Genomic DNA, 1,042 nt, shown 5'->3' with positions numbered 1-1,042 from the left:
GGAAATAACTTGGGCTAAAACACTTGGTTTTTTGATGGTAAAACGCAAGTATTTCTTCAAGTTGTAGGTTAAACTTGCCATGAGTACATGTTTGTTTGCGTTTTTGATGCCTCGGGTGTTGACTCGTTTCATGTTCGTGAAGTTGACCAAGGTTCCAATCACAGGTTCGACTGTTTTACTTCGTATTCTCGACATCTTTTTGGCATATTTGGCATTTTGTGTGAGTTTTTGATGCATACGGTCGTAATGTTCTTTGTGGATGCTATCGTCTAGCTTTTTAAACTTAGTGCTTTTGCCACAACATTGTTCTCTGAGTGGGCAGTTTTTACAGTCACTCTCGCTGCTTCGGTACGTGCGTTTGGTGTAGCCTTTACTATCCGTTTTTTCGCCTTTGAAAAGGAGTTTGGCTTGGTTGCCTTCGGGTTTAGTGCATTGGTAATAATTTTCCTCTTTGTTGAAGGTAAAACCTTCGCGCTCGGGTTTGTATTGCCCGAAGTTAGGAATGTAGGCATCAATATTTTTTTTATGTAAATACGCCAACGCTTCGCCACTGCTGTAACCGCCATCGGCTAAAAGTTCTTCTAATTCAATGTCGTTTTCGTTTAGGTTTTCTTCGATAAGTTCCACAATTTTTTCTAAACATTGACTATCGCGCTTGTCTGCAAAATCAGAACACGCTCCAGTAATAACATGGTGTGCATCGTCTACTGCGATTTGTCCAAAATAATTTAATTGTCGCGCTTTCCCTGGTTTTACACTCACTCTTGCATCGCTATCTGTGGGCGAATAATGCGTGTGATTCGATACATATTTGGGACGAATGATATTCCCAAATTCATCTACTTTGTCTTTGCCAGTAGCATTAGGCATTCCTTTATAAGCTTCTTCTTTCCAAGCGTGATGTTGTTCTACTAGCTTCTTTCGGGTGCTGGTAGTTTTAAATTCGCTGTTTTCTTCTAATTCGTTTACAAAAGCACTTGCATCTTCCAAAACTTCTTTCTCTACCAAACTATCCATACTCGCATTGGCTTTGATAAAAACG

Annotated in this window: 1 protein-coding gene; it reads right to left on the bottom strand. The window is 39.9% G+C overall.

Annotation, left to right across the window (positions count from 1 at the left end):
* On the bottom strand, window positions 1-1,042 hold a 1,042-nt coding region (locus DPN68_RS13010), incomplete at both ends, for a transposase (RefSeq protein WP_113990047.1).

The sequence above is a fragment of the Flavobacterium tibetense genome, from assembly GCF_003293845.1.
Taxonomy (GTDB): Bacteria; Bacteroidota; Bacteroidia; order Flavobacteriales; family Flavobacteriaceae; genus Flavobacterium; species Flavobacterium tibetense.
Note: the sequence above shows the minus strand (reverse complement) of the source record. Positions and strands in the feature narration are given on the sequence as shown.